This is a genomic window from Paenibacillus zeirhizosphaerae (genome assembly GCF_030705605.1).
Taxonomy (GTDB): Bacteria; Bacillota; Bacilli; order Paenibacillales; family Paenibacillaceae; genus Paenibacillus; species Paenibacillus zeirhizosphaerae.
Window position 1 is genome coordinate 218,231 of sequence record NZ_JAPCKK010000011.1, and the last position, 26,083, is coordinate 244,313.

Here is a 26,083-nt window from a genome sequence, read left to right on the forward strand (position 1 = left end):
TCATATGGGTGATCGCACGCATCAGCGGAGAGAACGAAGCAATTCCGGAAAAGCGCAGCGTTCGCCTTTGGCCCGAAGGGTCAACAGCGATTGCAGGAATGCTTCGTTCTCGGAGCGGCTCCCATCACCCTACGACGCATTCTCGAACTGGCTGTTATACAGATCGGCGTAGAAGCCGCCTTTGGCCAACAATTCTTCATGGTTCCCTATTTCTATAATATCGCCGTCTTTCATGACCAGAATCAGGTCGGCATTCTTGATCGTCGAGAGACGGTGGGCAATCACAAAGGAGGTTTTACCGACGGTCAGACGATCCATCGCTTGCTGAATCAGCAATTCCGTACGTGTATCCACGGAGCTTGTGGCCTCATCCAGAATAAGCATGGGCGCATTTTCAATCATCGCTCTTGCGATGGTGATCAATTGCTTCTGGCCTGCGGAGAGGTTGGCTTTGTCATCCAGCACTGTATCATAGCCCTGCGGCAGGGTTTTAATAAAGCTATGCAGCCCCACCGCTTGACATGCGGCTTCCACCTCTTCATCGGTTATATGCGTTTTGGAAAATACGATATTGTCACGAATGGTTCCTTCAAACAGCCAGGTATCCTGCAGCACCATACAGAATAAATCATGAACATTCTCACGGGTTAATTGGCTGATGGGAGTTCCATCGATATAAATTTCTCCACTGTTCAGCTCATAAAATCGCATGAGCAAATTCACCAATGTGGTTTTGCCTGCACCTGTCGGACCGACAATGGCAATTTTCTGTCCGGCTTTGGCTGTCATGGAGAAGTCTTTGATAATCATACGGTCTTCGTTATAGCCGAAACGGACATTTTTAAACTCAACATCCCCTTTGGCATCTTCCAATTTCGTTGTCTTCTTGCTTTCGTCTGCCAATTCTTCTTCATCCAGAAATTCAAATACCCGTTCACTGGCGGCAGCCGCAGATTGCAGATTGGTTGCAGCCTGTGCCAATTGGGACAGCGGTTGTGTAAACAGGCGAATATATACCATAAAGGCCACAATCGTACCTATCGTTATGGCATGATTGGATACCAGCACAGCGCCAACGACGCAAACCGCGACATAACCGAGATTCCCGATAAACATCATGACCGGCATCATCAGGCCTGACATGAACTGGGCTTTCCATGCATTGGTATATAAACGGCCGTTAATCTTATGGAATACCTCTTTGGCTTCCTTTTCCCCGTTATATACCTTGACTACGTTATGACCCGCATAAGCTTCCTCGATATGACCGTTGATTTGGCCAAGCTCTGCCTGCTGTGAAATAAAATATTTCTGCGAATGCTTCATGATCACGGTCATCAATGAAAAACCGATCAACGTAGCGGCAATTCCGGTGATAGCCATAATCCAGTTGGTATAAAACATCATGATCAGGGCACCAATGAAGGTGGCAAGCGCGCCAACCAGCGTCCCCAGACTGTTGTTCAACGTTTGACCGATGGTATCCACATCGTTGGTCACACGGCTCAGAACATTACCGTAGCTCGTAGAATCAAAGTATTTCAAAGGCATATGATTGATTTTCCGGGACAGCTCGGTCCGCATCTTTTTCGTAATGCGCTGGGTTACCGTGGTCATGATAAAACCTTGAAAATAGTTAAAAACAAGACCCAGTCCGTAAAGGATAACCAGTATAAGAGCAATTTTCTGCACGGCATCCAGGTCGATGTCTGTCATGATTCCTTGCTGGATCAGATTCGTAATATCACTGAGCTTATCAGGACCTATCACGTTGAAGGCAGAGCCGAGCAAACTGAGCAGCAAAGCCAGTATAATCATCGGTACATAAGCTTTGCTGTAGGACAATAGCTGGCTGATGGTTTTGCCGAAATTTATCTTTTTATCCATGTACGAGTTCCTCCTTCGACAGCTGCGAATAAGCGATTTCCTGATAAGTGCTGCAGCTGTCCATCAGCTCTTCATGCGTGCCATTTCCTACAATTTCTCCATTCTCCAATACAATAATCCGGTCGGCATCCTTAATAGTGCCTATGCGCTGCGCAACAATGAGCGTCGTGGCCTGGTCGGTTTCCTTTTTGAGAGCAGAGCGCAGGATGCGGTCTGTCTTGTAGTCAAGCGCTGAAAAGGAATCATCAAAGATATAAATCTCCGGTCGGCGGTAGATGGCACGGGCAATCGATAGACGCTGCTTTTGTCCGCCGGACACGTTCGCTCCTCCTTGTGAAATCAGTCCCTCATACTGACCGTCCATTTTCTCCACGAACTCTGATCCTTGCGCAATGCCGACGGCTGTTTCGACAAGCTCCTCCGAAGCTCCGGCACTTCCGTTATCACCATACGATACGTTGGAGGCCACCGTGCCGCTAAACAGTACAGCTCGCTGCGGAACATAACCGATTTTGTTATGAAGCGCTGCTTGTGTATAGCTTTTGACGTTGACACCATCGACGAGCACCTCTCCCTCGGTCGTATCATAGAACCGGGGAATCAGGTTGATGATGCTTGTTTTGCCGCTGCCTGTAGCGCCGATAAAAGCCACCGTTTCACCTTTTCTGGCAGTAAAGCTAATATTGCGCAGCACAGGCTCCTCCGCGTCCGGGTATTTGAAGCTGACATTGCGGAATTCCACCTGGCCAACAACGCCGCTTTCCCCAGCCGTTTGATGACCGTCCACAATTTGGGATTGGGTATTTAAGACCTCCATAATCCGTTTGGCGGAAATAGAAGCGCGAGGCATCATAATGAAGATCATGCTTACCATCATAAAGGCCATGACCACCTGCATGGCGTAAGAGGAGAATACGACCATATTCGAGAACAGGGTGATGCGGTCCGGCACGGCAGCCGCGTTAATCAGGTAAGCGCCGATCCAATAGATAGCAACACTCAAGCCAGACATAATAAAGGTCATGCCCGGGCCAATCATCGCCATTAACCGGTTGGCAAACAGATTGGTTTTCGTTAATTCCGTGTTCGCCTGCTCGAACTTGGCTTCTTGATACGGCGCTGCATTATAAGCGCGAACTACCCGCAGTCCGGTCAGATTTTCACGGGTGACAAGGTTCAGATTGTCCGTCAGACGTTGAATCCGTTGAAACTTCGGCAAAGCGAAAATAATGATCACACTCAGCATCACGATCAGGGCAGCTACGGCTCCCCCCGTGGAGGCGGTCCACTGCCAGTTTTGATCCGCAATTTTCACAATAGCCCAAACGGCCAGGATCGGTGCCTTGATGATTACTTGTAGCCCCATGGCAACCACGGTTTGAATTTGGGTAACATCGTTCGTGGAGCGGGTGATCAGACTTGCGGTCGAAAAGCCGTTAATCTCCTCCATGGAGAACGATAAGGTTTTATCGAAGACCATGGCGCGCAGACGTTTGGCTAATCCTGCCGCCACCTTGGCAGCGAAATAACCGACAATGATTGAGGCGATCATACTGCCTACAGCACACAGCAGCATATAACCGCCGGGAATCAGCAATTCCGATAAACTTGACCCTTCCATTTGCAGCTTGGTCGTAATTTCCGCCATATAATCCGGCAGCCTCAGATCAAGCCATACCTGTGCAACGATGAAAACCAGGCTAAAAAATACGAGCAGCCATTCATTCTTTGTGAGATACTTGAAAATCTTCACCATCTATTTGTTCTCCTTTTATCTTATAGTGTAAGATATTTGGCAAAAATATGATGCAGCCCAGGAGTGAACTGCATTTGAATTCAGCATTTAGAGACGATGATTTTTACCAGACGGACAAATTCCTTAGCCTCCTCCTCACTTAGCTTACGAAGAGTTCTCTCTGTCCACGCAATGCCCTCGTTATGCCTGTCGATCAGAAATTGTTTGCCGGAATCGGTAATAAATACGATCACTTTGCGTTTGTCAGTTATATCAGTCCGGCGCACAACAAGCCCCTTCTTTTCCAAGCTCTTCAGCGCTGTCGCTATCCGTCCCGTACTGACTGACAAGTATTCACTCAATTCCCCGGAGGTGACCCCGGTTTTATTAAAATTCAAGCAAATGAGAATTCCCATCTCCCCACGCGAGAAATGCTGTCCCCGCTCATCAAATGGCGGTTTACGCGCTTGGGTAACATAATCGAAGAGTTCTGTCGCTAATGCCTTATAATCCAATGGAATACACCTTCTATAATTTATCTTACACTATAAGATAATAATGAATGTTAGATGCTTTGTCAAACAGATACTTCCAACTCCCTTTCTTTTCCACCAGCTCGGTGTCCCCGTTCCCGATGACTGAATGCGGAACAGCATTTTTTTACTGTGAGAAACTGCAAAAAACGGCGTTTCCGCCGGGAATGAAGATGATTTCCCGGAAGAAACGCCGTCTGCAATTTTTAATGCAGCTGTTCTTTCCAATGCTGAAGCAATTCCTGAATCGTTTCCGACAGGGAATGCCTGGGCTGCCAGCCGGTGTCTCGCCTGAGCTTTGAGCTATCCCCCGCTCGAACGGCAATATCGTGCATTCTTACTTTTTGCGGATCCTGGACGATTTCATAGTCGGCAATTCCTGCGTGATTAAACAATAAACCGATGATTTCACGTATCGATACGGCATAACCGGAGCTGATATTGTAAATCTCTCCGCTGCGGCCATCCGTCAATAGTCTGCAATAGGCCTCCGCCACATCCCTTACGTCCAGGAAATCCCGTCTAACATCTATGTTTCCGGTGTAGAGCTTTTTCTCACTATATTCAGTCAAACCGGCAATTTGGGCGGCAAAATCCGAGCACACAAAATCCTTCGACTGGCCCGGACCGGTATGATTGAACGGCCGGGCCATCACTGCATCAAGCCCATATGAATGGAAGTATTGCTGGCACATAAGTTCAGCGCATGCCTTAGCCGAAGAATACGGATTTATTGGCTTGCACGGGTCTTCTTCCGTTAAAGTCGCTTTTCGGGAATCACCGTACACATCGGCCGAGCTCACATAAAGAATTTTGCTATCCAACCCCAATTTCCGCACACATTCCAGCAGGTTCAATGTACCCTGAAACATGATTTCATAAGTTGGTTTGGGCGCTTTTAAAGAAGCGGGGATAAAGGCGGGAGCTGCGAGATGAATGACATAGTCGGGGCGATAAGATCGCAGGATAGCTTCAAGACGCCCGGCATCCAGCACATCACAACGCCATTCTGCACTTTCCTGTCCGTTCACAAAGCCCTTTGACCTGGCTATCCCCACAACATCCAAGCCTTTGCTCAATAATGATTCGGTCAAGAAACTACCGACAAATCCGCTGGCCCCGGTTATGAACGCTTTCATTCCAATCACACCAACACTTTGATTTTTTGCAGATCGCTCTCGACCATCATTGTCACTAGCTCTTCAAAGCCGACCTCCAGCTTCCAGCCCAATTTCTGCTGAGCCTTGGAGCTATCCCCCAGCAATAAGTCCACTTCTGCCGGGCGAACAAAGCGGGGATCAATGACAACATGATCTTCCCAGTTCAGCCCCGCATGTCGAAAAGCAATTTCAACAAGCTCCTGAACGGTATGAGTTTCGCCGGTCGAAATGACATAATCTTCGGGTTGATCCTGCTGCAGCATCAGCCACATCGCTTTAACATAATCTCCCGCAAATCCCCAATCGCGTTTGGCATCCAGGTTACCCATACGTAGTTCGCGTTGCACGCCCATCTTGATTTTGGCTACTGCATCCGTTACCTTGCGCGTAACGAATTCAATTCCGCGGCGCGGCGATTCGTGATTGAACAAGATTCCCGAACAAGCATACATGTCAAAGCTTTCCCGATAATTCACCGTAATCCAGTGCCCGTAAACCTTAGCGACCCCATACGGGCTTCGCGGATAGAAGGGGGTTGATTCCCTCTGCGGCGTTTCGACGACCTTGCCGAACATTTCACTGCTGGAAGCTTGATAAAAGCGGGCCTCCGGTTTAGCTGCGCGCAGAGCCTCCAGCACGTTCGTTACGCCGATGGCCGTCGCTTGCCCCGTCAAAACCGGCTGCTCCCATGAAGTTGCCACAAAGGATTGCGCGGCGAGATTGTACACTTCGTCCGGATTGGATTTTTTAATGGCCTGAATGAGCGAGCCCTGATCCTGTAAGTCCCCTTCAATAAACTCAATCTCATGTTTAATATGCTCAATATTCCCCATCATGGGGGTGCTTGTTCTGCGCCGCAGGCCGAATACTTTGTATCCTTTTTCAAGCAAAAGCTCAGCCAGGTACGATCCGTCTTGACCCGTAATCCCTGTAATCAGGGCAACTTTAGCCATGCTCCTCATCTCTCCAATCTTGATTTTGATCTGATATCGTATGCAGAAGCGGAGAAAATGGAGAGCGAACGGGCAGTATCCATAAACCAGGCAGGGACCCTTCCTTCCGGACATGATAAAAAAGCCCTTCAGCGTGCTGAAGAGCTTTGGATTGAATCGATTGATTTATAGTTTAATCTTCATAGCCCGCATAGCCCCGGTCCATGAAAAAGTCCATTTCCGTATCTAGAATCGTCTCCACCGTGAGTTCATCCAAATCCACATCCGGTCTGCTCAAGACATATTCCACCAGTTCATCTCCGTCCACGTCAACGTCACCGTTGACATCCGCCTGGGCATAATTGATAAAATCCTGCTCATGCTTTAATACAAGCCTAATGCTCTTGGAATCGATGTTGGTCTGTTCCGCTATGAACTGGACGAGATCCAGTTCATTCACTTTCTCACTCATTACATTTCAACTCCTCATTATGACTTGTTTGGCATACTTTTTGTATATGGACGACGGCGCTCACCTAATATATCCCGTCCTTCATGGCACAGGCTGAAACTAACATAACATATTACAGGGCCATGCGCCAGCCTCCGGCCCAACACGGGCAGCCTGGAATCCAGTGCAAGCTTAGGATGGGATAAATAAAGGATAATTATTCCTTAGTCAGCTTGTAAGCTTGTATTCATCTCATCATCTTCAGATTTTGAATTGACCCATGGACTCTTGCAGCTCAGTGGCAATCACGGACAAGGCTTCCGAGGAGGAGGTAACCTGCTTAATGGATTGCTGCTGCCCTTCCGCTGAAGCCGCAACCTGGCGGGAGTTATGACTCGCCACCTTCGCAATCTGTGCAATCTCGTTAAACGAAGCGGCCACCTGCTGCACTCCTGCAGACATTTGCTCGGTCGTTGCCGCCATCTCCTCAATCTGGCCAGCGATATGGCCGTTCATCTCTACAATATGCCTAAAATTCTGCTCTGTCTCATGAGTCAGCCGCAATCCGTCCTGAACCTCAAGCATCACCCATGACATCGCCTCCATGGATTGCCGCATTTCCACTTCCATAGCATGCACCAGCTCTCCAATACGTTCCGAAGACCGAGCCGACTCCTCCGCCAGCTTGCGTACCTCAGTGGATACAACGGTGAAGCCGCGTCCATGCTCTCCCGCCCTCGCCGCTTCAATAGAAGCGTTCAACGCCAGCAGGTTAGTCTGCTTCGAAATATTTTGAATGACGGCCACCATTTCACCGATCCCCTGCGATTTCATTTCCAATGACTTGATCGCTGCATCCGTAGAGCGTACGGAATCATGAATGCTCGACATCTGCTCCACTGTCCGATGGGCGGACCGTCCGCCTGTCTCGGCCTGTTCCTTGGAGGAGACAGCCGCTTCGGCCACCTCTGTCGATTTTTCAGCAATACGCTGAATGCCGATTGCGAATTCTTCTACCGCCGCCAGATTTTCCTGTGTACTGTGGGTCTGGCTCTCCGCTCCTGTGGCCACCTGGGCGATGGAGGCAGCGATCTGTTCGGATTCCTGGGCCGTTTGCTCCGCGATGCGCAGCAGGAAACGCGTGGATTCTCCAACCTGCTCCGAGGCGAGCATGCCATTGCTTATAATTTTCTGCAAATTGGTTTTCATTTCATTATATCCGCCAGCCAGTTGGCCGATCTCGTCCTGCACCGTGTCTGTAACCGTATGTGTGAAATCACCGGTTCCGGCCTGCCGGATGGCTTCGGATACCCGACCGATCCGGCGTGTGAATTTACGAATATACCACAGAATCACGGCTATCGCGATGCCCATGGCAATCAAAAAAACAATGAAAAATCTCGTCAGAAAAGAGGATACGATCACATCGATTAAAGACTGCTCCGCACCCACATATAAAATGCCGATGACTTCTCCACCCGTATTTTTGATTGGCTGATAGGCCGCCTGATAGGTTTTTCCGACGACAACCGCCTCGCCGTAATATTGCTCTCCGTTGTGCAGAACCAAGTCCGCCACTGTATCAGACACCTTCGTGCCTACAGCTCTTTCCCCATCGATCATGACGTTCGTGGCAACCCGCTCGTCCGCCTGGAAAATGGTGACTGTATCGCCCGATGCTTCTCCGATTTCATCCACCAGCTCAAAATTTCCGTTCATTACGGTATCACCTTTATACAACTGCCCGTCCCGGATCTGCCAATCCCCCGGGTGCTTGTAGCCGATCAGTTTATCAGTCATCTGCAGGTCCCGCTTTGCCTTCTCTGTTGCGAAGGTTTTAATGCCCTTCTCCATTTCTCCGATCACGTCAAAGGCAATCATCATAGAAAAAACAAGAAACATGCCGATTACGATCAGACTGATCTTGGTGCCAATACGAATGGTGCGCATAGTGAAGCTCCTTCTCATCATAAATGTTTCTCCACTTTCAGGAGATGCCGCTCCCCTGACAAGGAATACATGCTTTATTATCGGCACGTTACATCTGTTTTCGAAGGAAATGCAGTGGTGTTTGTCACTTTTTTTCAAAAAAAGACGCAAATAAGGGGAGGTCCCGTAAGATCTATTGACCCTGGGACTCCCCTTTTCGTGTTCTGAGACGCTTCGAGAACGATGTTTCTTAGACTTCAAGCGAACCGGATTTGTTATTGGCTTCCAGCAGCTTGGTGCCGCGCAAATAGGCATAAGACGAGATAATGGACAGCAAAGCCATGACCACCAGCCCCCAGAAAATGTTGGAATACGCGGTCGAGAGCGAAAGCCCTTTTTGCCATTCCATAGCGCTCGATGCCAGAGCTACGCTGAATGCACCGCTAAAAAATTGCAGTAGCTGAAAGAGACCCATGCCAGAGCCAACCTGCGATTTGGGCAGAATCCGGGAAATTTCGTTGGACACGCTGCTTGACAGCATAGAGAAGCTCAAGCTGTTCAGCAAATAGATAAATAAGATGGAAATCCATGAATTTCCGGCAAGCAAAGCGAACAGAATCGTTGCGAGCAGCACCATTGGCGGCGCGTAGCGCAGAATCGCCAAATTGCCATGCCGGTCAATGATGGAACCGACCTTGCGGGAAGCAACTATGGCCAACAAGGAGCCGGGGAAGATGATAAAACCGGCTTGGCTTGCGCTAAACGCAAACTGATGCACTAGAATTTGCGGAATCAGAAATAAGGTAGCAAAGCTGCACAAATACGAAAGAATGCCTACCAGCGATAAAGCCGTATAAGAAGCATTAGCGAACAGGGACGGCTGGACAAACGGATCTGAAGCAAAGCGGATGCGCAGGACAAATAGAGCCATGCCCAGAACTCCCACCGCAAGCGCGATCCATGAATGGTTCGTCAGGAACAGAAGCACACCGGTCGTGCCGGCAGCAATAAAGATGGCTCCTGGCGTATCAAAAACACCCCGCGTCGGTGCTTCCCGAGGGATAAAAAGGTAGAAAAGCGGGACAAGCACCAGACTGATTGCGGTGATCACAAACAGATAACGCCAGCCGAAGAAATCAACAATGGCACCGCCAGCAACCGGCCCGAGACCAAGGCCCAGGGAAACAGCCGACATAATGAAGGCCATGGCTTTGCCGCGCCGTTCAATAGGAATATAGCGGGTGAACAGCACCATGGAGAGTGACACCACCGCTCCGGCTCCGGCCGCTTGAAGTACACGCATGGTCAGCAGCAGCCAGAAGCTTGTGCTGAATAGTCCGCCCAAAGCGGCAAGCCCCAAGATAAGCAATCCGATCACGAGCAAACGCCGGAGCGGCACAAAATCCGAAAGCCGGCTGTATGTGATGGAAGAAATGGCAAACATAATGGAATAACTTGTTACGGCTAGGGAAGCAACCGCATCCGGGAGTCCGAATGCATCAGCTATGTCTGGCAGAGCCAAATTAAACATGGACGTATTCATGATGACCAGAACAACGGCAAGCCCGAGCAGCAGCGTCAGCACACCTTCTTTTTTCAAATCGCCCTCTGCAGGAATGGAAGAGGTAACATCAGTTGATGCTGCCTTCATTTAATTTCACCCACTCTTTAATTTTATAGTTCGAATGTAATCGAACATTTGAAATATAGCATGGCATCATTTAAAATGCAATTAGAGATTATGTATTAAATTTCTTCTCAAAGGGGATTGTCAGATGAAAGTGCTGCATCATCCGAACCGGGAGGATATTAAGCTTTCTTCCGTGTTATACGCTCTGAGTGATCCAATCCGGTTATATATTGTCTCTCAAATTAGCCGTAACGGCGAAAATCCGTGCAACTACTTCGATGTGCCGATCGCCAAATCCACCTTATCCCATCACGTCAGAACGCTGCGTGAGGCAGGGGTGACATTTACGCGTATCCAAGGGACGCAACACTTGATTTCGGTGCGGAGAGAAGATTTGGATTACCGTTTTCCGGGATTGCTTGATTCCATACTGAAAGCATACGAGTCTTCAGGTCAAACCCTGCAGCCAGATGAGAAAGAATAATACATGATGCTCACCGGTGTTCACTCTAAAATACTTTTTGCACCCGCAGCCGTGAGAAGTTATGATTAAGAAAAAAGCCCTAAAGGAGCTTGCCATATGGGAATGACTTCCGCTATAACCGAAGGAGTACTACGCACAAGAGCAAAGCTGCGCAAGGAATTGCTGCATTCTGTTTTTCATGAATTTGACGGCTCTCTTATGAATCTGGAAGAGCCTAAGCGAATCGAGAAATATCGCAAAATGTCGCAGAGCGCCTTTTCCTTCTATAGGGGAAGCGCCTATCTCTTCTATTTCGACGCCACCCGCCACTATTTCCCATACCATACCTCCGCTGAACGTCCTACCTGGATTCAAGGGGATCTCCATTTCGAGAACTTCGGGGCATTTCGGAACGAGTCGGGACAGATCGTCTATGATGTCAACGATTTTGATGAAGGCTATGTCGGCTCCTACTTGTATGATCTGCTGCGGATGTCCGTAAGCATAGCCTTAGTCGGAAGACAGCTCGGATACAGCAGAGAAGAACAATTGCTGAGCGTGTCAGAGTATGTGCGTGCTTACTACAAGCAAATGCATCGTTTCTCCGCTCACAAGGACGATCCGGCAGCATTTATCGTAGATCAGCAATCGGCCAAGGGCCCGGTAAAAAAGCTGCTCCGCAAGCTTGAGAAGCGCAAACAGCAGCATTTCCTGGAAAAAGTAACAGCCTTTATGCAGACTGAACGCGTATTTCTCGAAACAAGCGAGCTGGTTGCACCAACAGAAGAGGAACAGACCGGACTGGAGCAGGTCTGGGCCTTCTATCAGGACACTCTCCGGGGCAAAAAGCACAGCGAGGAACATTACGGGATTAAAGATATTGCCGTGAAGCACGGCTCAGGAACCGCCTCCATCGGTCTTGACCGCTATTATGTGCTTATTGAAGGCGGCATGGAGAAAGAAGGCACGGATGATACGGTGCTCGAGGTTAAAGAGGTGCGTATTCCCGTACCCGCTTATTTCATGCCGTATTCGGAGTCCTTCTGGCAGTCCTTCGGTCATCAGGGCAAGCGGGTCACCGCTACACAGCAGGCAATGCATCATGAAGCGGACGAGTACCTTGGCTTTCTTACTATTGAAGACCGTCATTTCTACGTTCGAGAAAGATCTCCTTATAAAAAAAGATTGAAGCTTGAGAATATACAAAGCATGGACGATATGAAGCAAATTGTCGCTTTGATGGGCCGACTTACTGCCAAAATGCACGCCCGGGCGGATGCGGACGTTGACGCCGGCATTTTGACCTATCATAGTGAGCACGAAATTGTCAAAGCCATGGGTCCCGACAGAGATACCTTCTGCCGCCATATTTCCCAATGGTCAGCCGCTTATGCGGACCAGGTTGAGACGGATTATGCCCTCTTCCTGGAATGGGTCGGACAGTATGCTGCAGAACAGGCAAAGCCTGAAGAAGAGCAGCTCGTACAAATATAAGAAAACAGAGCTGTGGCAAACAAAATGTCTGCTGCTTGCCCAAAAAAAGGTCCTGCTTTCGAGAAAATAACCGGACCGGGTAAGGATGAGCCCTTTACCCGGTCCGGTTTTCGATTTTTCATTTAGGAGACGTCAATGGAATCAACGATCATCACCGCGCGATTCGCCGCCTTTACGGCCGATCTCTTGGTAAAACTCTTTACCATGTGATTTGGCCGTAGCCTCGCCTCCCTTTTCACCAATTTCCTGATAAAATTCTTTGTCATGGGAATCAGCGGTAGCTTCCCCGCCCTTGCGGCCGATTTCCTGATAAAATTCTTTGTCGTGATTTCGAGCAGTGGCTTCCCCGCCCATTCGGCCTGCTTCTTCTCGACTCATTCTGCCATTTTGGTTATGCGCCATGTTCTATCACTCCTCTGAATTTGTAGTGTGGTTAGCGCCACGTTCATTTATTACCCGCCCTCTGGAGAACGAAACACAGCAGAGTTTTATCCCGGAGCCGAGGGCCATGCTGTTCATCTAAGAGAGCATAGTTTTCACGTCTGTTGATGAACTGGGTTAAGAAGGCTCAACAAATAAACGTGCTTTACCGGCACTTTAGTCATGGCAATGACCCATTCGACTTGCAAATGATTATGCCGTATTTGTTCCGTGAAACGGATGAACGGCATGGTCTTGCAAGGAATAATAAACGATTTTGAATGGTCATACAGCCATTTTAGGATCACGTAAGTTATTCAAGCGGCAAAAGCTGGTTGAATACGGCATTCTGCGTTGTGCCAAACAAAGCAGGCACATTGAGGTTTTGCTTGATCCATGCCCTCACCTCTCAACAAGTATATAGTCTCCAGTATACGTGAAAGCCAAGTTTTTTCTGTAATCGATGCCATCTACCAAAAACCGATCTTTACCGTCCATACCATTACATCTGCAGCCGAGGTATCAGAGGCTACTACTATATCCTTGATAAGTTACACTAATGATCGGCATATCCACACAGAAAAAAGCAACCTGTCACGGTCACTTTTTTCCGATGCTATTGGCGGTGGGCCTGGATCTCGTCTTCATCTTATCGATATTGCCACGTTCAAACCGACCGCATCTAAAATGTCCTGATGCCTCATTTCTGGAAAATGGTCATACAGTATCAAATTTGCCACTTCCTGTATTAGTTCCGGACGCTCATCCAGCAAACGAAGTACATCCGGGGTAAATCCGCCGCTGATACCTTCAGACATTAACAATCTGTCTGAAATTCCGCTTTTATCCACCGATTTGTTCAACTCCCATAGGCCATCTGTCGATAACCGTACAAAAGGTTCTTCAGGGTGGTAGTATTTTCGTCGCGGACCGAATTCTATCAGTAGATTTTTCAGTTTGCTGCGCGTTCCTTCATAAGTCAAACATTTCTCGCCATGCTGGAGCTTAGAGAGAGCGAGCAGCAGCAATAATGGTTTATGCGGAGCTGTCTGCCCCCTCCTCTTCCATACGTTCAAGTTTGCAATTCGCTCTTTCAATTCTTTTTCGGTTAAATGCACGGTCATCACCCAGACCGAATATATCAAACCCATCCAGTAGAAAACATGCACAAAAAAATAACTTGAACCTATAGGTTCAAGTTACATACGCTCAGTACCGCTAACGATTAGCGCGCCAATAATAGACTTTCCCACCCTCACATACGGCGATATCGGCATAGTTTAGCGGCTCGGCCGTTTCCCGATCCACGAAGCCCGTAACCTGGTAAGGATTATAGTACGCCTCACGCAATTGCAATTGCGATAGACTATCTATGTCTTGCTCGTATTTCCCTTTCACAAAAGCGTGCACGTTCTTCTTCCGCTCGCGCAGTACGCGCATTCTTCCGGAAGAAGAAACAGGGAACCGCACATCGCGAACAATGATCCGGTCCGTGTAGCCTGCCACTTTACGAGTTGTGGCAAGCCGCACCGAGAAACATCGCTTGTGCAAATGGAACGCAATCAATACTAACTGACCATCCTCTACAACAAATCGTTCCGCCGCTCTCCGCATAAGCTTCATCCTAACTAGTAGTTTTACTATATTAGTATGCGGAGAGTTTGCGATTTTATAACCAAGCTAACCAAATATTAATAACTTTATATCGCGCAGACGCAAGGCACCGTATCATCCGCTTGCCTCAAATAATGCTCAATGCCTTCTCTCTCCAAAGTTTCGCGGTATTCCCTCAATGTATAAGGGCCTCCGTTACGCTTCAGAATCGTGACATCCTTATCAAAATGACGCCTGAACTCTTCTTCCATCTCTTCCTGTTCCCTGTAAACATCCGGCCAAGTGCGGTACAAGTGGGCGTAATGCTGGAATCCGCCTCTGACACATCTGCCCCCGCAATTGGCATGCGAGAAACCTAACTCATACATGATAGGCAACCGAATGCCCCATTGTTCCTCTATAATTCGTTTGGCATCCATTTCCTCCCGGAACGTCGAAATGAGCGGAAATCTCGTTTCGACCGGTTCAAGCGGAACATGGGCGTAGAACTCTTTCAGATTGACCGCGCGATGCTGCTCGTGCCGACCAATGCCAAAATACAAGATAGGCTCGAGTCCGTGTTCACTTCTCAGTTCTTCTAGGAAGATAACGGTGTGCCTGACTTTCAGTTCCTCGGAACACTTGGCCAGCCGCGAATTCCCCATGAATCTATAATCGTAGAAGACTTGCTCCGGTGTTCTGCCGTCGGTGCGGTAAGTAATGTCCATACCCAAGTAATCGGCGACTTCATGCATGAATCGATAATTGTCTTCATGCTCCCATAACGTGTTCGTAAAGAACAAGATGCTGTTTTCTCTTCCATATGTCTGCACCATATGATGGGCGACGTAAGCGGAAGAAGCACCTCCGCTGTACATAGCGACATGAACCGGTTTGCGCGTCGTCATCGTATAGCTCCTCTCCTCTATCTCATTAAATCTGTTACAATTCGTAGATCAGTTTGGCCAGCAGCTGTTTGATTTCTTGCGTTGAAACGTCTCTCCCGGCGTATTTCAACATATTTTTTACGTTGATATAGAGCGTTTGCGTTTTTTTCGATAAGGGTTGGTTCACATCGACGGTCATATCAACGACAGCGGCCACCTCACTGCCCGCCCTGAACAGCTCCCACTCATATTTGACTTGGCTCAGGAAAAGCTCTTGTGTCGAATCCGACCAGTCCGCTCGCGCGACCCCTACGAGATGCTCCGCCATTCGATCGATGATCCCCGTCAGATCCTCCGTTACCGGCAGCGTCATCAGCTTGCTATTCTTCTCGATTGCTTCTTCGCGGCTCTGATTGAAGATTTCGAAGAAGCGTACGAAAGAGTGCTGTCCTGTTAAGGCCAATATGCGCTGCGCCAGCTCCCGTTCGTTATGCTGCATGAAATGTTCCATTTCTTCCTTGGCTTCCGCCAGCGAATCCAGATCTATGACAAGCTCCTTCATGTAGGTATAAGGGTCCACCTCTGTTGACCTGATCCGATCGCGAATTCGAAGCGTCTCAGGTGAAAGCTGCTGCGAAATTTGTGCAAACTTCGGCAACTGCCGGAGCCATTGCAACAGCGATTCGGACGCTTGAATGAAGCTGTTGCATGCTTCGTCAGGAAGCTCCAATCGCCTGCCCGCTTCCAGCAACTGATTGCGTTCTTCAACAGACCAGTCGTAATACCGATATTCGAACGAATCGGCCAGCTCGACCATTTCCAGAATAGAGACACCGCTCAAATGCGAGATCATCATATCATGCGAATAGAACAGCAGTTGCTCCCACCGATCTCTGAGTAAGGCAACGAACAGAAGCGGTACGACCGATGACCGGATGCCGTAAGGCGCCTCTCGCATCATCCCGATAAGCTCGGACAACTTCCCGATCGGCTTCCGATACAATTGCTGCATCAACCCTTGCCGGATGGCTTCAAGCGTTCCGTTGCAATTCACGACTCCGTCCCTATCGATGTGGTAGTCGTTATTTTTCAAAGTCGTCGCGTAGATCAAATAGTTCGGGCCGTGGCCGTCAATGCCAAGTGCAGGCTCCGACGGATCCTGGATCAGGCGATCAATAACATCTGTGACCGCCCGTCGCTGGATCGCAGAAATCCGGTTCCGGTTGAACGCTTCATTGCGAATAACCGGAGTATGAGGATATTTATGCAGCAGCCGATCACTGAGTCTTCGCTCCAGAACGTGCAAGTCTCTCACCATCACCCGTTCCGTCCCCGAGCGCCATTCCAGCTTGGCAAACTCAAAATATCGGTCGACAAAAGCCTGAATCATCAGGCTTGTTTCTTCCTGTATGAACAGAAGCTCGTTCTTCAACCGGGAATCTAACGCCAACAGCACCGTATCATTCAGCAAGTGTTCCGTTATTTTAAATTTCAGCACATAGGGAAGCACTGTTTCCATTGAAAAGGAGGGAAATGCAACCAAGAAGGATCGGCCCAACTCTTGCATAACAGCATCCGGATCGTCTTTCCGATCCTGATCTTCATAGGCCACGAACCAGATTCGATCATCGCCCGGCCATTCTTTTTCTTGGGAAGCTTTCATCTCCGCAATATCTGCAAATCGGATATCCGCGTAACGAAGCATATCCATTTCGTCGTTGTAATCATAAGGAAGAATAAACGATAACGGCAGATGGCGCTCCAGAATATCCATCCCCTCGCGGGTTGTGAGTGAGGATGAAGTCAGCTTCTCTGCAATCAGATCCTCTATATTGATCGAGCTTCCGTTAAATAGCTCCCATTGCCCTCTCACGCTGTTGTATCGAACGATCTTAGCCTCGACCAACCGGTTCAGTTCGTTCTCGACTGCAACGTCTTCGATGCCAAGCGCAAATGCGAGGAATGGAATCGTAACGGGTTGTTTCTGAGTCAGCCTGGTTTCGGCCCACATGGTCAGCAGTTCCACAATACGCTTCTGCATCAGGCTTTCGCCATCTATGTAAGGTATTACGGCATGATAAAGCTCCAAAGCCGATTGTTCCTTAATGTCTGCCGTGTCCAATCGAAAAAAACGAAACAGTCGATCAGCATAGTAATAACCGTCATGCTGCTGTATATGCTCGCGTAGGCTGTCGCGCTCGTGATCGGACAGAAACGAGTACAACGTACGCTCGTTTTGCCCATAAATATTGGAAAGCTGCGGCAGTAACATGACCGCAACCGGATGAACCGGATACAGTGTTGTGAGCAACCCTTGCTCCAACTGATAGGAAGTAAAATCGCCAAACAAAGGGAAGCCTCTTAACGAATCCGCTGTCTCAAAATCGGCTGTCCCCCCCAAGTTGGCCCCATTAATGTCGCGCAGCGCTTCTTGCGCCAGATGCAAGTAGGTCCCGGCATCGTTCTCTAGCGTATAATGGCGGAAGCGTCCCTCGATCTTTTCAAATTCCAATCTTATGGATTCCCGGCTATTGGTGGCGTATTGCCGAATATGCTTATGACTGACTAATAGCAGATGTACATTATTCGCCCGATCGGCAAACTCGGCGAGCGCTTGCAGATCCCGCATATTAGGGGTTGAATTCACGTCATCAAGCGTCTGCAGGAACCAGCCGAACTCATCATAAACAATGAACAGCCCCAGCTGCCTCGCTTCCAGTTCCTTGGACACCGACTCAAGCTCTTCAATGAAGGAAGCCTCATGATTATATGACCATGACGTACCGGCCGTCACGCTTGGATAGAAATTGATAAATTGCTGTGTCAGTTCCTCATGGCATGCTTCGATCTGCTTGCGCCATTCCGCTTCTTCAATCGGTCTCTCCTGCAAAAAATGCAAAAATGCGTTGTACGCTTCCGAGTATGACTGCTTCCAACGATCCACTGTACTGAGTATCGCTAACGCTTCATTCGGCGTGACGATGTGAAGACCCGCTTGATGCAGAGCGCGATGGATAGCTTGATTGATGATCTTGGATATATTTCCGGTCTTCCCGCTAATTAATACCGGTATATAGGTGACTGGACTCCCATTCATGCGGCGAAGCATGTGCGCCAACTGTGTGTCAATTCGCTCCGCTTGACCTTGCAGATTCATGCTCCACTCATGCGAGAATTGACGCGACAATAACTGGCAGATGATTGTGGATACGAGAGATTTGCCTGTCCCGTAAGGTCCGATCAATAAGTGTGAATGCTTGTCTCCTTGCCCGGACACTCCCTCCAGAACTCCGTTTAACACTTTGCTATGGGATAGCGTCAGCACATACCGATCCAGCAAGTGCGGGTCGGGCAAGTCGAATTGCATATGGATGCTGGAACGATATTTTTTCATCAATAGCCCGCCTTCCGCTCATAGGCCTTCTCCAAGAATGCGTATGGATCTTCTGTTTCTATGTTCAAGACGTTGAGTTGATTCGTACGGACGAGATTCACAGGATAATCGGAATTTGCCTGGAGCATCTCCATCGCTTCCAGAATGTGATGAGTCGACAAATGAAACAGCTTTCCCCACAGTAGTGGTTTGACCAGAATCTCCTCCAGCGTCACACTGTCCACCTGATTAAGCTCACAGTAGCGGAGCAACGCGAAGTACAGCGCATCAAGCTCCAACTGCAGTCTCTCCGGGGTACGCTTGATGAACTGCTCCTTGGATTCAAGAAGCAAATCCAGCCCCGTTAACGGACTGGTTACAATATCTTCAGGATCGTCATTGTTGCGGGCCCGCGCAGTGTACATTAGCTTAAGGCAGTCCAGATCCCTCTTCAGCGTATGAATGGACACGGGCCGGCTATGATGAAGCGAAGCCCAATTAGCTAATGCGGCCAGCATTCCCTCATTGGAAGCGGCTCGCTGATTGAACTCGTTGAAATACCAGTACCAGGCCGGCGCACTTACTTTGTTGGAGGCCAGTACGGTATGCAGCGCGGCAGCCGTCAGTGGAAGTCGGGCAAAACGGTCGTGGCGCGATAACAGCTGGCCGAATGGCGTCAATCGATGAATCGATTGACGCTGTTCGTTTTTGCCTTCTTCCATAACGGTTGTAGCCACGACCCAATATCGCAGCGACTTAACCATGTTTTTGCCCAGTCCGACTCTCTCGAACGCGAATTCCTCAAAGAAAAATCTTGGATCTTCCTGCGTCATTTTTATCGCTTTGGACAGCCAATTCACCCGCAAATAAAAACTTTGATGATGTCCGAATTTCATGATGCGAGTTCATCCTTTCAACCACTTTGCAGCTATTCCTGCTTCGTAAAATACTGTATGAGTGCGCGTTTGACGCGAGGTATCAGAAACGGACTCTTCGCTCGCACGGTTTCCGGCAGATCCAGCTTGATCAGAAAATCCCCCTTGCCGCCAAGCGTCTCGGCGCCTTCCTCATTGATGATAATTTTGGAGGCATGGTGGTCCGCCGCCTTCAAAGCCAACCGGGCCGGCAGATTATTGCGAATATTCGTCGGCACAATATCTGCCTTCGGATTTTGCGTACAGATAAGTAAATGAATACCAGCCGCCCGCGCTTTTGCTCCAAGACGCAATATAGAGCTTTCCACCCTGTCGCTCAAGCTCTTCTCCCGCTCCATGAAATCTGCGAATTCGTCGAAGACGACAACAAGACGCGGAAGCGGCGAACCGGTTGCCTCTACAAACTCGTCGATGCTCATTACGCCTTCGCGTGCAAACAACGAATATCGCTGCTCCATTTCCTCTACCAATTGCTCGAGTACGATGATCGCTTCCTCAATCTCGGTTATAACCTGCTTCGTATGGGTGCGGTTTTCATAAATCATAAACTCGACCTTCTTCGGATCAATGAACAGAAATTGCACCTCGGACGGCTCGTATAGGCACATCATAGCCAATATAATCGAGTTGATCGTGACGCTTTTGCCACTCCCCGTCGTTCCGCCTACCAAGAGATGCGGCGTGTTGGAGCTGGAGAAGTCTAGCACGATGAGTTCACGCACCTGCCCGACGCCTATCGGCGCAATCAGCTTGCCCTTCAGCTTCTCCAGCGGGTACTGCGCCCGTGTTATCTCCATGAAATCTTCGAAGTAAACCGTTTCCGGCTCCTCTCGATTAATGTCGATATTGATTCTGCCTTTGCGAAGCGCGATAAACGGCACGGAAGGCAGCTGCAGCCACAGGCAAATATCCTTGGCTTTGTTTTCGATGCTGCTATATGACTTATCCACCGGAATTTCGACGACAAGACGAATGACGCTGACGCCGATGAACGCGTCTACGACCTTAATCGGTATTCCGATTTGACTGAAATTAAACCGCAGCTTCTTCTGATAGCTCTCTACCAGTGGCAGCATGTCCTCAGTGCTATTCGATTGTTCCCTCGCTTCGTCGGCAAGAGCTATCTGCTCGGGATAAGCCTTATCCACGTTACCATAAGCTGCAGTTGTGCCCGCAACTTGAGCCAACGTCTCCTCAATTTCACGATGCGCCGCTGCCGCTTCCGAATGATCCGGCACCGGAGTTTCCACTTCTACCCTCGCATCATTTCTGGAAATGACGGCAACATTCATCTCCTCCATCACGTTCTCCAGCGCAGCATCTTCGAATTCCAGCTTGCTCGTAACGAATACCGGAAGCTCCTCCAATGCCTCGTAGGAAGGTGTAACATCTTCCTGGGACGCGCCTAGCGCTCTCAAGATATAAGAACGATTATAAATATGGTTCGTATATTCGTTATGAAGCCGTTCCATCTGATAGCCGTTCACATGTCCTTCCATAACACTGAGCTCCAGCATATTGGACGTATAAACGAATGTGTCGATTGAGCCGGACAGCTCCACGTCGATGCAGTCAGTTGGAATCGACTGCAATTCCTTCAGCAGCAATGCGTCCTCCACTGAATATGTGCCATACTCCAGCAAATAATAAATCAATTCTTGGCGCCACAACGACGCGCTGGCCGGATGCTCGTTGAATACAAATCGGTTCTGGTACACTTCAAGCCCGGCTTTCACTTGCTTGATGGCATCATACCTTTCCGGCTCAAAGATGGTATGTGAAATAAACTTCAGCTCAATGATTTCAAAATGGATATGAATCCGTTCCCCGGTACGCCTTAACGCCATGCGCACGAGGTCAGGTCTCCGTGAATTGCCTTGAAACCACGGCAGTTCGTCGCAAACAGACCAGACAGTGAGTTCCCCGTCTTGCGCCGCTCTGACCTGTGTTGCCAGGTAGATCGCCATCATCTCATGAGCAAACTTGCCGGGACCAATTGCGCGCAGTACGACGCCGCCTGAAATATCCTTCACCCGCTCAGTCGCCTGCACAATGATTTGCGGGTCGATATGGTCGTTCTTGAGCATCAGCGTGTACTTCTGATGCAACCGGTCGTAGTATTCATGATCGGCAAGCTCATTCGCCAGCTTCCGAATGTATTTCGAAGAAGACAGTATCGTCCGAAAATCCTTGTCATTGCCTGCCTTCGATTTATACTTGATAATCTGGGCTTTGGAGGAAACCTGCCGCAACAAGGACTTATCCAGATGCCGGTCGATAAAGAGTGACCAATTAAACTGATCGTGCATATAGTTGATCAATTCAGTATCCGACAGCTTCGTAATAGAGATTACGTTGCGCAGCAAATAATGCTCATCGGGCCGAACCGTCTCATTGTTATGCACGATAAACTGCATCTGATAGAAATACTGCATGACCTTGGGCAAGCTCTCGCTGATGAAGCTGACCCGTTTCACCGCATCATCCCTCTTGAGCGGCTCCTTATATATGGTGCCGAACCAATTGTCCGAATCCTTGACGCTCACCTTCTCAAGTCTGTACTGAATATGAGACGTTTGGCCGAAATAATTAATCAGCACCCCAATGTCCGCATCGAGCAAATACTGGGATACGCTCTGCATCATAGCATTAATGGAATGCTCGGCGATGACCTGAATTTCTACCCTTGGGAAGCTGTTGTAGCGTTCAGAATGCTGCTCCTCCTGATTCATCCAGCCGTTCAAATGTTCATGTACAGCAGCACCGTTCGTCTCGCAATGCACGATTGCCTTGACTTTACGCACATCGGTATATCTGAATATCCGGTCTACGGCGCTCGTCACATACTCCGCATGGGGGCAATACAAGAACACGATGTCCAAGCAATCGCTAGCGTATGGATACACGTCCAGATACGTCTTGACCGTGGTCAGAAATTCCTCGCTGAATGTATCGACAAGCTGCTCCTCGCCGCTGTTCTTGCCGTTCAGCGCAAATATCCCTTCGCCCATCCGTTCCTGCTGTTCGATCAGGAATTGATCCTCAATGACAAAATAACGTGGCGAAAGATGCGCTGTTTCTTCCTGCTTCTGCTGCAGATAAGCTTTCATCTCGTCAATAGTTGATGACGTTATTCGCTGTTGTTCTACCCAACTGTCCAACTCCCCGCGAATGCGTGAGAGACGCTTAGCATAACTGAGCAGCCGCAGTGGATTAAGAAGTGTCAGTACGCGCGTCTGCGCATGACCGACCGAATCGCTGATCTTGCAATCGTAACGGTCGATGGCTCCCAGATGGCCGATATATTGAAATACATGCTTCGAAAGGAGTGCCGATTGATGGATTTGGCTTAGCAGGAGTTCCAGCTTCGCTTCCAGCTCAGCGAAGTCTATGCTGCTCAGTCCTGAATTCAATCCACCCTTAAGTTCACGGGTGTACCAAGCGATAAACGCATAGATTTGTACAGCTGCATCTTCAACATGGGAATAGCCCGTCGCCACGTAGCCGCTGACGCGTTCCTTCACTTCCTGCACCACATCCGTCAGCTTTATTTCGGATCCATAATATTCGCGCACGTAAGGAATATGCCCCGTATCCTGCATATGCTCAATCATACTCGGGAGAGCACCCGTGAACGCCTTGACCAACTTGAACTGGCTTTCCAGAACGGCCTTGTTGTGTATAAGCAATTGCAGCTTAAAAGAAAGATCGCCGTCTTTCTCTTGCGCGTCGGAATCCTTGAGCGAGGATTCGTCGAATTTGATATACCCCGTTAATTGCTCCAGTTGAAGGAGATGGAAGGATAGCGCCGTTCGCGCGGATTCTTGCACGGGCGAATTCAAATAGAGCACGAATGCCGCTTCGTTCAAGCCATACTCCTCCTGTTCGGAAGAATATTCTTCTAGCAACTGAATCGACTCTTGCAGCAGAGCATCGCTAAGCTCCGTGTATTCGGCCAGTTGCCGTTGACGAGAGAGGATGCGCTCCAGATCCTTCTTCAGCTTCGGGTACTCTTGAAGCTCGTCTGTGAACTCATTGATAAATTCCTGAATTTTGTCAGGCTCGCGGCCATCGTCAATAGCTTCCAGTGCTTCCGTTACGATCTGATCCTTTTCCGGCTTCCAATCATCCTGCCCTTCGAGCACCATCCTGAAATCATTAATCTTCTCGTTAATCTTCTGCGCCTTTAGCTTGAAGAACAGCGCCGTGGATATAACATCGAAATCATATTGAAGCAACTCACTCGATTGATTATGAATAAATGCCAGCGCCTGCTGGCGAAAAACATCCGGGTGAACCTTATCCCACAGCTCATGCTCGTCCTGCGGAGCAGTCGATTTCTCGATGAATGAATACAAATTGTCGATCAGATCATCTTTCTTGACGGTCTTCCCTTCCCGCTCTAGTCTGGATAGCTGGTAGTTCCGTTTCAGTCGCGCATATCCATCGGCCCCGCGGAAAGACAGCTTGCTGTCACGGAACAGTAGTAGCTGATCCATGTTCTGCTGTATCCTGTCGATCATAGACAGCTGCGGGTCCTGAACGACGGCAGCCAAGAAGGCGAGCACAGTGCGCAGTTGTGCATCCGCGATCCTGCCGTACATACTTAGAAATTGCTTTAGCGCCTCCAGCTCGTCTCCATAGCACTTATGTATATCCGCGAAAAGCTGGTACAACACTTCCAACCCTTGCGGGCTTAATAGACGGGCCTCATCAATGGTAAATATGTTTTCCAAGCTTTGCGCTTCTGGAGACACATCGTTCATAAAGATAAGAAGCGCGCTGCCCGCTGCCGTATTATTGCGAAGCCAAGTGCTGGTTTCATGCTGCTGACACTGATAGGACTCGAAACCGTTCACCTTGTTCAAAGTACGAATAACAGGTTTGTAGTACGCCAACAACCGATCTTCCGCGTCCCGAAACGACTGCAGCACATCGCCCCATGCCGCATCGTCAATACCTGTGATTTTGGTAAACAGCTTGTCCCCATTGGCCCTCTGCTGATCCTGGAAATAGCGGATGACAAGCTCGACCATCCACTGGCCCAACAATTTTCGTGCGGAGCTATACATAGCTTACCTCCATCATGCTAGGCGCGTACGGATTCTGAACCATAGCCGTAGCGTCCGAAAATTCGATAAGCAGCCCGTTATGACGTAGTTTGTCGCGCAGTGCCTTCTCATTATCGTTAAAGTAGCGAATATTCAGCCTTGATTGCTCATACAAACCCGATTGTCTGGCCTGGCTTTCCCCAATAACAATTCCGTAGTCCCGGTAAAGCGTCTCAAGAAACTCATAATACTCCATCTTCTCCTTCGGCTTCACTTTCGTGAACACGATCATCTGCAAGAAGGGGTCCGAAATCGAGTAGCGATAATTGGAAGCCGAACCGCGGCGGTAAGTCGCAAAACCGCCATCTCGAGAGATGACCCGAGTAATGTTCAATTGATGCTTCTTCAATTGATCGGAGATCGCTTCGCGAATCAGTGCCTGCAACCGTCCCGTTACGTCGGCAACACTGTTGCACCGTAAGAGTGTGTTTTCAATAGTCCTCTTCCGGCTGCGCATCAGGTTTAATCCCAGTATGTCAATGAATTGCTCCGGTTCCGCCTTCCATTGCGGTAACTGCTGCTCGATCTCTTCTTCGTTGCCGAATGTCTGTTGCATTCTCAATTCAAGCTCATGCTCGAACCTAGCTTTGATCAAGTTCTCATGTTGCTCGAAGCTAAGAGACGACAGCCGGGAGATCGGCTTATTAGTGCCGTCCAGACAATCAATGAAATAATAATGACGGCCAGGAGTAGTATACGACCTTTCATGCATGTAACGCGCCAATTGGAAGCATACCAGCGCAGTCAGAAGATGAAACATCTCATAGATATCGAGATCAATGGAGAGAAGACGCTCCAATTCTTCCGCAAAACTTTCAAACAAACGTTCATTTTCCTGCGGGGCGGACGGCGGCAATACAGGCACATTCTTCTCGCTACTCGAAGCGGACCGCAGTCTGGCTTGATCCGACGAAGCTTCATCCTCATCAAAGGCCGACGCAATTTTGTCCACGACCTTCTCAATAATCTTGTTCTTCTTCAACAATTGCTTGAAGCGTGTCTCAATAAACTGACGACGTTCTGTATGCTTGTCGGTACCATATGCTAGCATGAGAAAATACAATTCACCGCCGCGGGCATAGAAATTTCGTTCAAAGGACAAGTCCTTCCCCTTCTTACGCAATTCCACATACAGCAACGATTCATGCAGAGGATACAAGGATCGGGCAAACCAGGAACGATCCGCCTCTTTTCCCGTCGTGTTATACAATGTAACTTCCAAATTTCGAAGGAATTGCTTAAGCACATGGATATTGTCCTCTTGGATAGCGCCAAGAAGCTTTGTTTTTTCCTCTTCCTCCAGCACCAAGATACCACTCGAGCCTGAACCTTCCTTCACGCCCTCAAAAATAAACTTGCGAAGACCCACCGACTTCTTGCGCCGATAGTAGTCATCACTGAAGCTGTAATTCGCGCCGAACAACACATTAAGAAATTCCAGCACGTACTCCGGCCCCCGCTGGCCATCCTTAAATCGGTGTCCCCATATATCGGCAGATAGTTGTGACGTAAATTTCGCATTACTTTCCTCTGATGTCTTCTCCATTTGG

16 protein-coding genes and 2 pseudogenes are annotated in these 26,083 nt (G+C 48.9%); 2 read left to right on the plus strand and 16 right to left on the minus strand.

Features of this window, described 5'->3' with window-relative positions; all coding sequences use genetic code 11:
• Window positions 1-129: 129 nt before the first annotated feature.
• From OIN60_RS05720 to OIN60_RS05755, 8 genes and pseudogenes are all read right to left on the minus strand, one after another.
• Window positions 130-1,881, minus strand: a pseudogene (locus OIN60_RS05720) (ABC transporter ATP-binding protein); the annotation flags it as partial.
• Window positions 1,880-3,643: an ABC transporter ATP-binding protein gene (locus tag OIN60_RS05725; RefSeq protein ID WP_305753892.1), complete on the minus strand. Its 1,764-nt coding sequence runs from the start codon at window positions 3,641-3,643 to the stop codon at window positions 1,880-1,882. The gene OIN60_RS05725 and the pseudogene OIN60_RS05720, both read right to left, overlap by 2 nt.
• 80 nt (window positions 3,644-3,723) lie before the next feature.
• Window positions 3,724-4,137, minus strand: a complete 414-nt coding sequence (locus tag OIN60_RS05730; RefSeq protein ID WP_305753893.1) for a MarR family winged helix-turn-helix transcriptional regulator — start codon at window positions 4,135-4,137, stop codon at window positions 3,724-3,726.
• Window positions 4,138-4,361: 224 nt separating this feature from the next.
• The gene (locus OIN60_RS05735; protein ID WP_305753894.1) at window positions 4,362-5,294 is read right to left on the minus strand and encodes a GDP-mannose 4,6-dehydratase; all 933 of its coding nucleotides are present in this window, start codon (window positions 5,292-5,294) and stop codon (window positions 4,362-4,364) included.
• 5 nt (window positions 5,295-5,299) lie between these two features.
• Window positions 5,300-6,268 (minus strand): GDP-mannose 4,6-dehydratase, encoded by a 969-nt coding sequence (gene gmd, locus OIN60_RS05740; protein ID WP_305753895.1) that lies wholly within the window; start codon window positions 6,266-6,268, stop codon window positions 5,300-5,302.
• A gap of 172 nt (window positions 6,269-6,440) precedes the next feature.
• Window positions 6,441-6,719: a hypothetical protein gene (locus tag OIN60_RS05745; RefSeq protein WP_305753896.1), complete on the minus strand. Its 279-nt coding sequence runs from the start codon at window positions 6,717-6,719 to the stop codon at window positions 6,441-6,443.
• Window positions 6,720-6,959: 240 nt separating this feature from the next.
• Window positions 6,960-8,669: a methyl-accepting chemotaxis protein gene (locus OIN60_RS05750; protein WP_305753897.1), complete on the minus strand. Its 1,710-nt coding sequence runs from the start codon at window positions 8,667-8,669 to the stop codon at window positions 6,960-6,962.
• Window positions 8,670-8,877: 208 nt separating this feature from the next.
• Complete coding sequence (locus OIN60_RS05755; protein ID WP_305753898.1) at window positions 8,878-10,278, minus strand: MFS transporter; 1,401 nt, start codon at window positions 10,276-10,278, stop codon at window positions 8,878-8,880.
• Window positions 10,279-10,402: 124 nt separating this feature from the next.
• On the opposite strand from OIN60_RS05755, the gene OIN60_RS05760 reads away from it, so the two are divergent.
• Together OIN60_RS05760 and OIN60_RS05765 are read left to right on the plus strand one after the other, a co-directional pair.
• Entirely contained in the window at window positions 10,403-10,741 is a 339-nt protein-coding gene (locus OIN60_RS05760) for an ArsR/SmtB family transcription factor (protein ID WP_305753899.1), read from the plus strand.
• A 96-nt stretch (window positions 10,742-10,837) separates the two neighbouring features.
• Entirely contained in the window at window positions 10,838-12,214 is a 1,377-nt protein-coding gene (locus OIN60_RS05765; protein ID WP_370872388.1) for a DUF2252 domain-containing protein, read from the plus strand.
• A gap of 147 nt (window positions 12,215-12,361) precedes the next feature.
• On the opposite strand, the pseudogene OIN60_RS05770 reads toward OIN60_RS05765, so the two are convergent.
• From OIN60_RS05770 to OIN60_RS05805, 8 genes and pseudogenes are all read right to left on the minus strand, one after another.
• Window positions 12,362-12,616 (minus strand): annotated as a pseudogene (locus OIN60_RS05770) (KGG domain-containing protein); the annotation flags it as partial.
• A 662-nt stretch (window positions 12,617-13,278) separates the two neighbouring features.
• Window positions 13,279-13,752, minus strand: coding sequence for a phosphorothioated DNA-binding restriction endonuclease family protein (locus tag OIN60_RS05775; protein ID WP_305753900.1), 474 nt, complete (start codon window positions 13,750-13,752; stop codon window positions 13,279-13,281).
• 100 nt (window positions 13,753-13,852) lie between these two features.
• The gene (locus OIN60_RS05780) at window positions 13,853-14,248 is read right to left on the minus strand and encodes a L5-gp82 domain-containing phage-derived protein (RefSeq protein ID WP_305753901.1); all 396 of its coding nucleotides are present in this window, start codon (window positions 14,246-14,248) and stop codon (window positions 13,853-13,855) included.
• An 86-nt stretch (window positions 14,249-14,334) separates the two neighbouring features.
• Window positions 14,335-15,135: a phosphoadenosine phosphosulfate reductase domain-containing protein gene (locus OIN60_RS05785; RefSeq protein ID WP_305753902.1), complete on the minus strand. Its 801-nt coding sequence runs from the start codon at window positions 15,133-15,135 to the stop codon at window positions 14,335-14,337.
• A gap of 34 nt (window positions 15,136-15,169) precedes the next feature.
• A complete protein-coding gene (locus OIN60_RS05790; RefSeq protein WP_305753903.1) occupies window positions 15,170-18,508 on the minus strand; it encodes a DUF6079 family protein in 3,339 nt (1,112 codons plus the stop codon).
• Complete coding sequence (locus OIN60_RS05795; protein WP_305753904.1) at window positions 18,508-19,383, minus strand: DUF4007 family protein; 876 nt, start codon at window positions 19,381-19,383, stop codon at window positions 18,508-18,510. Before OIN60_RS05795 ends, OIN60_RS05790 begins: the two co-directional genes overlap by 1 nt.
• Window positions 19,384-19,415: 32 nt before the next feature.
• On the minus strand, window positions 19,416-24,494 hold the full coding sequence (locus tag OIN60_RS05800) for an FtsK/SpoIIIE domain-containing protein (protein ID WP_305753905.1): 5,079 nt from the start codon (window positions 24,492-24,494) through the stop codon (window positions 19,416-19,418).
• The gene (locus OIN60_RS05805; protein ID WP_305753906.1) at window positions 24,487-26,079 is read right to left on the minus strand and encodes a hypothetical protein; all 1,593 of its coding nucleotides are present in this window, start codon (window positions 26,077-26,079) and stop codon (window positions 24,487-24,489) included. The genes OIN60_RS05800 and OIN60_RS05805 overlap by 8 nt, the downstream gene beginning before the upstream one ends.
• Between the last annotated feature and the right edge of the window lie 4 nt (window positions 26,080-26,083).

Coding starts and splice junctions, on each gene's coding strand:
- OIN60_RS05725 (WP_305753892.1), bottom strand. CDS start 3,643: ATGGTGAAGATTTTCAAGTATCTCACAAAGAATGAATGGCTGCTCGTA.
- OIN60_RS05735 (WP_305753894.1), bottom strand. CDS start 5,294: ATGAAAGCGTTCATAACCGGGGCCAGCGGATTTGTCGGTAGTTTCTTG.
- gmd (WP_305753895.1), bottom strand. CDS start 6,268: ATGGCTAAAGTTGCCCTGATTACAGGGATTACGGGTCAAGACGGATCG.
- OIN60_RS05745 (WP_305753896.1), bottom strand. CDS start 6,719: ATGAGTGAGAAAGTGAATGAACTGGATCTCGTCCAGTTCATAGCGGAA.
- OIN60_RS05750 (WP_305753897.1), bottom strand. CDS start 8,669: ATGATGAGAAGGAGCTTCACTATGCGCACCATTCGTATTGGCACCAAG.
- OIN60_RS05755 (WP_305753898.1), bottom strand. CDS start 10,278: ATGAAGGCAGCATCAACTGATGTTACCTCTTCCATTCCTGCAGAGGGC.
- OIN60_RS05760 (WP_305753899.1), top strand. CDS start 10,403: ATGAAAGTGCTGCATCATCCGAACCGGGAGGATATTAAGCTTTCTTCC.
- OIN60_RS05765 (WP_370872388.1), top strand. CDS start 10,838: ATGGGAATGACTTCCGCTATAACCGAAGGAGTACTACGCACAAGAGCA.
- OIN60_RS05780 (WP_305753901.1), bottom strand. CDS start 14,248: ATGCGGAGAGCGGCGGAACGATTTGTTGTAGAGGATGGTCAGTTAGTA.
- OIN60_RS05785 (WP_305753902.1), bottom strand. CDS start 15,135: ATGACGACGCGCAAACCGGTTCATGTCGCTATGTACAGCGGAGGTGCT.
- OIN60_RS05790 (WP_305753903.1), bottom strand. CDS start 18,508: ATGAAAAAATATCGTTCCAGCATCCATATGCAATTCGACTTGCCCGAC.
- OIN60_RS05795 (WP_305753904.1), bottom strand. CDS start 19,383: ATGAAATTCGGACATCATCAAAGTTTTTATTTGCGGGTGAATTGGCTG.
- OIN60_RS05800 (WP_305753905.1), bottom strand. CDS start 24,494: ATGTATAGCTCCGCACGAAAATTGTTGGGCCAGTGGATGGTCGAGCTT.
- OIN60_RS05805 (WP_305753906.1), bottom strand. CDS start 26,079: ATGGAGAAGACATCAGAGGAAAGTAATGCGAAATTTACGTCACAACTA.